Here is an 8434-nt window from a genome sequence, read left to right on the forward strand (position 1 = left end):
GGCCCCGCCCGGGAACGCCGGAGGGGCGGCCACCGGAGTCCGGTGACCGCCCCTCCGCACGGGATCAGGCGTGCGTACGCAGCAGCGTGCGCATCGTCCGCATCGCGACCGACAGGTTCGCCAGGTCGAACGCGTCCGAGCTGCGGATCTCCTCCAGGGTGGAGCGCGACCGGGTCAGGATCGCCGCGTTCTTCTCCTCCCAGTCCTCGAACCGCTCCTCGGGCGTCGAGGTGCCGTTGCCGACCGACAGCACGTCCGCGGTGAGCGCGGCATGCGCGGCGTACAGGTCCTCGCGGATGGAGGCGCGGGCCATGGACTGCCAGCGGTCGGACCGCGGCAGCTCGATGATCCGGTCCATCAGCTGGGTGATGCCCAGCCGGTCCGCGAGGTCGTAGTACACCTCGGCGACGGCCAGCGGGTCCTTCCCCGTGCGGTCCGCGATCGCCACGACGTCCAGCGCCGGGAAGGCGGAGGAGAATCCGGCGACCCGCTGGGCCAGCTCGTCCGGGACGCCCGCCTCGCCGAGCTCGTCCAGGATCGACTGGTACCACTCCAGGTCGGCGCCCTTCAGCATCTTGGGCAGCTCGCCCCAGACCTGTTCGACGCCCGTCCGGAAGAAGTCGACCGTCTCGGCGATCTCCAGCGGCTGCGGCCGGTTGCCGAGCAGCCAGCGCGTACCGCGCTCGACGAGCCGGCGGGAGTGCAGCCGGATGCGGGTCTGGACGTCGGCGGCGACCTTGTTGTCGAGCGCCTCGACGGCGTCCCAGACCTGGCCGAGACCGAAGATCTCGCGGGCCGCGAACTGCGCCCGGACGATCTCCTCGATCGAGGCGCCGGTCTCCTCCCGCAGCCGGTGCAGGAAGGTCGAACCGCCGCTGTTCACCGTGTCGTTGACCAGGACGGTGGTGATGATCTCGCGGCGCAGCGCGTGCCCGTCGACCGCCTCGGGGAACTGCTCGCGCAGTTGTGCCGGGAAGTAGGCGTGCAGCAGCTGCTGGAGGTGCGGGTCGTCCGGCAGGCTGGTCCGGATCAGGTCGCGGGCCACGGTGATCTTCGTGTAGGCGAGGAGCACGGCCAGCTCGGGCTGGCTGAGCCCCTTGCCGCCGTTGAGCAGCTCGCGGATCTGCCGGTCGTTGGGCAGGAACTCCAGGCCGCGGTCGAGGTCGCCGTCCCGGCCCAGGCGGCGCATGAAGCGCTGGTGGGCGTGGAGCAGCGAGGCGGACTCGAAGGTGCCGTTGGAGAGCGCCACGTTCTGCGCGTAGTTGTTGCGCAGCACCAGGCGGCCGATCTCGTCGGTCATGTCGGCGAGCAGCTTGTTGCGCTGCTTGACGGTCATGTCGCCGTCCCGGACCAGGCCGTTGAGCAGGATCTTGATGTTCACCTCGTGGTCGGAGGTGTCCACACCGGCGCTGTTGTCGATCGCGTCGGTGTTGATCCGGCCGCCGCCGCGGGCGAACTCGATCCGGCCGAGCTGGGTGGCGCCGAGGTTGCCGCCCTCGCCGACGACCTTGGCCCGCAGGTCCTCGCCGTTGACGCGGATCGCGTCGTTGCCCTTGTCGCCGACGTCGGCGTTCGACTCGGCGGAGGACTTGATGTACGTACCGATGCCGCCGTTCCACACCAGGTCCACGGGGGCCTTGAGGATGGTCTGCATCAGGTCGGCGGGGGTCATCTTGGTGACTCCCGGCTCGATGCCGAGCGCCTCGCGGATGTGGGCGTTGACCGGGATCGACTTGGCGGTACGCGGGTGGATGCCGCCGCCCGCGGAGAGCAGGTCCTTGTCGTAGTCGGCCCAGGAGCTGCGGGGCAGCTCGAAGAGGCGGCGCCGCTCGGCGTAGGAGGTGGCGGCGTCCGGGGTGGGGTCGAGGAAGATGTGCCGGTGGTCGAAGGCGGCGACCAGGCGGATGTGCTCGGAGAGCAGCATGCCGTTGCCGAACACGTCACCGGACATGTCGCCGACGCCGACGACGGTGAAGTCCTCGGTCTGGGTGTCGTGGCCCAGCTCGCGGAAGTGCCGCTTGACGGACTCCCAGGCGCCCCGGGCGGTGATGCCCATGCCCTTGTGGTCGTAGCCGGCGGAGCCGCCGGAGGCGAAGGCGTCGCCGAGCCAGAAGCCGTAGCCGACGGCGACCTCGTTGGCGATGTCGGAGAACTTCGCGGTGCCCTTGTCGGCGGCGACGACCAGGTAGGTGTCGTCCTCGTCGTGCCGGACGACGTCCTTGGGCGGGACGACCTCGCCGGCCACCATGTTGTCGGTGATGTCGAGGAGCGCCGAGATGAAGGTGCGGTACGAGGCGATGCCCTCGGCCATCCAGGCGTCGCGGTCGGCGGCCGGGTCCGGGAGCTGCTTGGCGACGAAGCCGCCCTTGGCGCCGACCGGCACGATGACGGTGTTCTTCACCATCTGCGCCTTGACCAGGCCGAGGATCTCGGTACGGAAGTCCTCACGCCGGTCGGACCAGCGCAGACCGCCTCGGGCGACCTTGCCGAAGCGCAGGTGGACGCCCTCGACGCGCGGCGAGTAGACCCAGATCTCGAAGGCCGGGCGGGGCGCCGGGAGGTCCGGGATGGACTGCGGGTCGAACTTCATCGAGACGTAGCCGTGCGGCGTGCCGTCCTCGCCCAGCTGGAAGAAGTTGGTGCGCAGGGTGGCCTTGATGACGGTGAGGAAGGAGCGCAGGATGCGGTCCTCGTCGAGCGAGGCGACCTGGTCCAGCGCGCCGTCCAGCTCCTCCAGGAGGCCGTCGGTCAGCTCGGTGCCGGCGCTCTGCCGCTCCGGGGACATCCGGGCCTCGAAGAGCGAGACCAGCAGCCGGGTGGTGTGCACGTTGTTGCGGAGCGTGCTCTCCATGTAGTCCTGGCTGAACGTGGAGCCGGCCTGGCGCAGGTACTTCGCGTAGGCGCGCAGCACCATCGCCTGGCGCCAGGTCAGCCCGGCGTCGAGCACCAGCGTGTTGAAGCCGTCGTTCTCGGCCTCGCCGGTCCACACGGCGGCGAAGGCGTCCTGGAAGCGGTCGCGGGCGTCGTCGGCGAGGTAGTTGCCGTTGCCGACGGCCTGCGGCATCCGCAGCCCGAAGTCGTAGATCCAGGCGTGCGTGCGGTCCGCGCAGCGCAGCTCGTACGGGCGCTCGTCGACGACCTCGACGCCGAGCCGCTGGAGGGCCGGGAGCACGGCGGAGAGGGAGACCTGCTCGCCGGTCCGGTAGATCTTGAAGCGGCGCCCGCCGGGGCCCGCGCCGACCGGCTCGTACAGGCTGAGGGCGAAGTCCTTCGCGTCCTTCTTGAGCGCTTCGAGGTGGACCAGGTCGGCCACGGCGGCGCGCGGGGAGTGGTCGGCCTTGTAGCCCTCGGGGAAGGAGTGGCCGTACTGGCGGAGCAGCTCGGCGGCGCGCTCCTCGCCGCACTCGGCGCCCAGCGCCTCCTGGAAGCCGTCGGCCCAGGAGCGGGCGGCCTCGACGAGCCGGGCCTCGATGCGGTCGGCCTCGGCGTCGGTGAGGTCGGGCAGCTCGGTGCCGGGGGCGACCCGGACGACGAAGTGCAGCCGGGAGAGAATCGATTCGGTGTTCCAGGCGGTGAAGTCGACGCTGGTGCCGCCGAGCTCCTCCTTCAGGATGTCGATCAGGCGCAGGCGCACGCCGGTGGTGTACCGGTCGCGCGGCAGGTAGACGATCGCGGAGTAGTAGCGGCCGTACTCGTCCTGGCGCAGGTAGAGCCGCAGCCGGCGGCGCTCCTGGAGGTAGAGCACCGAGGTGACGATGGAGCGCAGCTGGTCGACGGGCGTCTGGAAGAGCTCGTCGCGGGGGTAGGTCTCCAGGATCTGGAGCAGGTCGCGGCCGTCGTGGCTGTTGGGCGAGAAGCCCGCGCCCTCCAGCACCTCGGCGACCTTGCGGCGGATGACGGGCACCCGGCGCACGGACTCGGTGTAGGCGGCGGAGGAGAACAGCCCGAGGAAGCGGCGCTCGCCGATGACGTTGCCCTCGGCGTCGAACTTCTTCACCCCGACGTAGTCGAGGTAGCTGGGGCGGTGGACGGTGGAGCGGCTGTTGGCCTTGGTGAGGACGAGCAGCTTGCGCTCGCGGGCCTTGGCGCGGGCGTCGGCGGGCAGCCGGTCGAAGGAGGGGCTGACCGGGTGGGCCTCGTCGACGCTGTGGTGCGGGTCGGAGCGCAGGATGCCGAGGCCGGTGCCGGGGACGGCGGCCAGCGCGTCGGTGTCCTTCAGCTCGTACTCGCGGTAGCCCAGGAAGGTGAAGTGGTCGGCGGCGAGCCAGCGCAGCAGCTCGCGGGCCTCGTTGACCTCGTCGTCGCCCAGGCCGTCGAGCGGCTCGCCGGGCAGGTCGTCGGCGATGCGCAGCGCGGCCTCGCGCATCTTCTCCCAGTCCTCGACGGTCTCCCGTACGTCGGACAGGACGCGGAGCAGGTCGGCGGCGATCTGCTGGAGGTCGGCGCGGTCGGTCTCGCGGTCGATCTCGACGTGGATCCAGGACTCGACGAGCGCGTCGTGCGGCAGCCGGGCCTTCGCGTCCTTGGCGCCCATGCGGCTCGCGGTGACGCCCTCGCCCTCGGTGAGGACCTCGATGAGCTTGCCGGTGACGTCACGGCGTACGACGACCTGCGGGTGGATCACGACGTGGATGCCGCGCCCCTGCCGGGACAGCTCGTTGGTGACGGAGTCGACCAGGAACGGCATGTCGTCGGTGACGACCTCGACGACCGTGTGGCTGCACGTCCAGCCGTTCTCCTCGACCGTCGGGGTGTGCACCCGGACGTTCGCCGTGCCCTGCGGGCGCGTCTCGGCGAGGCGGTAGTGGGACGAGGCGGCACCGAAGACGTCCACCGGGTCACGGCCCGTGATGTCCTCGGGAGCGGTGTGCAGGTAGTAGCGCTGGAGGTAGGAGAGGAGCACGTCCCGCCCGGGGCGTTCCTGCGCGTCCCCGGTGCCCGCGACACGGACCGGGGAACTTCCGCCCGGCCCGCCGACACCACCACCCGGACTGTTGTCAGCTACCTTGGCGGCCCGTTCGAGCAGCTCGGCCTTGGCTTCGTCCAGCTTGGTCTGCATGTCCTCTGACTCCTGTCGCGCGCCGTTGCGTGACGTAGGTGAGAAAAGCGACGTACCGCCACGACACGGGGTATCCGGTCGGGATCGACGCTATGCCGCTATGAGAGACGCCCGGGACCATATTGGCCATTTTTGACAGTCGGTCCGTGTGGCGGGAATCAGCGACGGCCCGGGTGCGGTGGCACTCCGGGCGCAGGCCGGGGGCTTCGATGCCCCCGAGGCATATCGCGCTGATCACGGGTCCAGGCTATATCGCCCGCCCCGGTGACCGTCACGAGCCGTTTGTGTAAAAAGATGCGTCGGAACTTTGACACTCTGGACAGCGCGCGGGGGCGCGGTGCCGCACTCTGGGTACACGTAGGTACGCATGCGGGTACGCATGGGTACGCGCACCAGGCCGACGAACCGCGGGAGCCCCGTCATGGCACCGAAGATCCTGATCGTCACCGGCGACGCCGCCGAGTCGCTGGAAGTCCTCTACCCCTACCAGCGGCTGCGCGAGGAGGGGTACGACGTCCACATCGCCGCCCCGGCCCGCAAGACCCTCCGGTTCGTGGTCCACGACTTCGAGCCCGGCTTCGACACGTACACCGAGAAGCCGGGCTACACCTGGCCCGCCGACCTGGCCTTCTCCGAGGTGGACCCCGGGGAGTACGTGGCGCTGGTCGTGCCGGGCGGCCGGGCGCCGGAGTACCTGCGCAACGACGGGGAGCTCCGCAAGATCGTCAAGGCGTTCTTCGACTCGGACCGGCCGGTGGCCCAGATCTGCCACGGCCCGCTGATGACGGCCGCGGTCGGCGCGCTGGCCGGGCGGCGGGTCACCGCCTATCCGGCGCTGGAGCCCGACATGCAGACGGCGGGCGCCGCCTTCGAGGACCACGAGGCGGTCGTCGACGGCACGCTGGTCTCCTCCCGGGCCTGGCCGGACCACTCGGCGTGGATGCGCGAGTTCCTCAAGGTGCTGCGCACCAAGGCGCCGGTCACCGACTGACTCCCCGGCGCCCGGCGGGCCGGGCCCCCGCCCGGGGCTCTACCCGGCCAGCTCCTCGGCGAGCCGCGCGGCCTCGGCCAGACTGTCCACCACCGGCACCCCGGCCGCCTCCAGGCTGGTCCTGCTGTGCGACCCGCCCGTGTACAGGACGGCCCTGGCCCCGACATGGGCGGCGGCCACGGCGTCGTCCACGGCGTCACCGATGACCACCGTGCGCTCGGGGGATATCCCGTCCAGCGCGGCGAGGTGCCGCTCCATGTGGCGGGCCTTGCTGCCGCCGGACGGGCCGGTGCGCCCGTCGACCCGCAGGAAGTGGCTCTCGATGCCGTACCCCCGCACCACGGGAACCAGGTCGTCGTGCGTGTACATGCTCAGGAGGGACTGGCTGCGCCCGGCCAGCCGCCACTGGGCGAGCAGTTCCTCGGCGCCCTCGGTCAGCCCGCAGGCGCCCCGCTGCTCGGTGTAGTACTGATGGAAGATCCCGTCCATCCGCTCCCACTCGGCGTCCGTGGGCATCCGGCCCATCAGCCGCTCGTAGAAGCGCGGGATCGGTATGCAGTACATCTCGCGGTACTGCTCCAGCGTGATCGGCTCCAGCCCGACCTCGCCGAACGCGGCGTTCGTCGCGCCGACGACCGCGACGTTGTCGTCGAACAGCGTGCCGTTCCAGTCCCAGACCAGATGCGTGCGGTGGTTCCCGTGCGTCCCCATACGGAGAAAAATACCCGCCGGGTACGACATCCGTTCGACGATAGGCCGAACCACCGCCCCGCGGGCCGTGCGACGAGGACGGGTCCGCGACCCGCCCCGCCCCGCCAGGGGTGCTCAGCCGATCAGGTTCGGGATCTCCTGGATGCCGAACCACAGCAGCTCGTGGTCCTCGGCGCCGTCCACGACGAACTGCGCGTCGTCGTCCCCGAGGTCCGCCGCGCCCAGCGCCGCGGCCGCCGCCGTGACGTCCTTCGTCGCGTCGTCCGCGTCGACGTGCACCGCGGCGGCCCTGGCGAGCGCCACGGGCGCGGCGATCCGCACCTCGCCGAGCGAGGACGGGTCGAAGGCGTGGTCCGGGTCGGCGACGGCCGAGCCGTCCGGCACCTCGACGGCCACGACGACGCGCCTGCGGACCGCGTCCGGGTACCGGGCGATCATGCGCAGCGAGGCGGAGGCGGCCCGGTTGAGCGCCGCGTACTCCAGCTCCTCGATGTCGTCCGAGACGTACCACTCGCGCAGTGCGGGGGTCACCGCGTAGGCGGTGAGCGGGCCGGGGCCGATCTCGCCCGCCCCGTGCGCCGCGGCGAGACCGGACAGGGTCAGGGGGACGTACACGCGCATGGCCGGGCCGCTTTCGTAGTCGGAAACGCCCTCAGGATACGTGCGACGTCCCCCTTCGGAGTCACCCGCACCACCGTCGTCCCGTCCACCCGGCGACCGTCCCTCACCCTCCCCGCACCCGCCCCGCGCCCCGCCCGCCCCCGGGCGCACCACCCGGATAGGTGATACCTCCCGGTCGGCCCCGGCACGCCGACGCGGCTTGCGGCCACCCGGCCGTCGCCGTACAAGGTCCCCAGCAGAAGTTACCGCCCGGTATCCATCCGGGCCTCTGAAGCACGGGGGCGATCATCGATGAGCACGAACAGGACCAGGCCCGGCGGCCGCCACGACCAGCGCAGGCCCGCCGTACCGCCGCAGCGGACCCGGCCGACCCGGCGTTTACGCCCGCACGACTGGTTCGCCGAGCGTCTTCTGGCGGTCCTCAGCGGCCGGCGCCCGGTGCACTGGATGCTCGGGCACACCATCGGCGAGGCGTACGACCAGCTGGCCGAGCTGGCCCCGCACACCCCGCTCCGCGCCCGCGGGGCGCGTCCCGTCGTCCGCATGTGCCACGGCGCCCAGCCGGCCCCCGGGGTGGTGGAGGCCTGCGCCAGCATCGCCGCGGGCGAGCAGGTACGGGCCATGGCCTTCCGCCTGGAGCAGGGCAGCGATCTCCGCTGGCGCTGCGCGGCGGTGGAGCTGGGCGGCGAACGCCTCCCGGTAGCCGCGCCGCCCCGCTGACCGCCCGCCCGCCGACGGAACGGCACACCCGGCCCGTACGGGCCCCCTCCGGGCCCAGGAAGGCGCACACGGGCCCCGGAGGGGGCTCCTCCCGGGAGAGGCCGCAGGGCCACGGCCTGAAGGCCCCGCCTCCGGCCCCGGGGCACCCTCCGGTCCCACCCCGGAACGCGACGAAGCCGGGGCCGGACGCGTTACGCACGCGTCCGGCCCCGGCCCCGATCCGGGGGCCCCCCCCCCCCCCCCCCCCGGCGCGGGGGGGGGGGCCGGTGAACCCCACACATCTTTGGGCGCCCGCCCCCCCGCGTGTTCGCCATGGGCCCCCCCCCCCCGGG

The 8434-nt window shown here is 72.0% G+C and carries 5 protein-coding genes; 2 read left to right on the forward strand and 3 right to left on the reverse strand.

Translation table 11 applies throughout. The annotated features are described in order from the left end of the window. Positions 1 to 64: 64 nt before the first annotated feature. Positions 65 to 5059, reverse strand: coding sequence for an NAD-glutamate dehydrogenase (locus ACIQGQ_RS07645; RefSeq protein ID WP_402391915.1), 4995 nt, complete (start codon positions 5057 to 5059; stop codon positions 65 to 67). A gap of 421 nt (positions 5060 to 5480) precedes the next feature. Here ACIQGQ_RS07645 and ACIQGQ_RS07650 point away from each other — a divergent pair, with 421 nt between their 5' ends. Then, a complete protein-coding gene (locus ACIQGQ_RS07650; protein WP_352273643.1) occupies positions 5481 to 6050 on the forward strand; it encodes a DJ-1/PfpI family protein in 570 nt (189 codons plus the stop codon). 39 nt (positions 6051 to 6089) lie between these two features. On the opposite strand, the gene ACIQGQ_RS07655 is transcribed toward ACIQGQ_RS07650, so the two are convergent. Further along, complete coding sequence (locus tag ACIQGQ_RS07655; protein WP_402391919.1) at positions 6090 to 6761, reverse strand: HAD family hydrolase; 672 nt, start codon at positions 6759 to 6761, stop codon at positions 6090 to 6092. Between the two features lie 114 nt (positions 6762 to 6875). Beyond that, positions 6876 to 7382, reverse strand: a complete 507-nt coding sequence (locus ACIQGQ_RS07660; protein ID WP_402391921.1) for a DUF6912 family protein — start codon at positions 7380 to 7382, stop codon at positions 6876 to 6878. 291 nt (positions 7383 to 7673) lie between these two features. On the opposite strand from ACIQGQ_RS07660, the gene ACIQGQ_RS07665 reads away from it, so the two are divergent. Further along, the gene (locus ACIQGQ_RS07665) at positions 7674 to 8102 is read left to right on the forward strand and encodes an Rv3235 family protein (protein WP_402391924.1); all 429 of its coding nucleotides are present in this window, start codon (positions 7674 to 7676) and stop codon (positions 8100 to 8102) included. Positions 8103 to 8434: the final 332 nt, after the last annotated feature.

Source organism: Streptomyces sp. NPDC092952 (assembly GCF_044754785.1).
In the GTDB taxonomy this organism is placed as follows: domain Bacteria; phylum Actinomycetota; class Actinomycetes; order Streptomycetales; family Streptomycetaceae; genus Streptomyces.

Bases quoted from the DNA above. Each gene is read 5' to 3' on its own strand.
- ACIQGQ_RS07660 (WP_402391921.1), bottom strand. From the start codon at position 7,382: ATGCGCGTGTACGTCCCCCTGACCCTGTCCGGTCTCGCCGCGGCGCAC.
- ACIQGQ_RS07665 (WP_402391924.1), top strand. From the start codon at position 7,674: ATGAGCACGAACAGGACCAGGCCCGGCGGCCGCCACGACCAGCGCAGG.
- ACIQGQ_RS07645 (WP_402391915.1), bottom strand. From the start codon at position 5,059: ATGCAGACCAAGCTGGACGAAGCCAAGGCCGAGCTGCTCGAACGGGCC.
- ACIQGQ_RS07650 (WP_352273643.1), top strand. From the start codon at position 5,481: ATGGCACCGAAGATCCTGATCGTCACCGGCGACGCCGCCGAGTCGCTG.
- ACIQGQ_RS07655 (WP_402391919.1), bottom strand. From the start codon at position 6,761: ATGGGGACGCACGGGAACCACCGCACGCATCTGGTCTGGGACTGGAAC.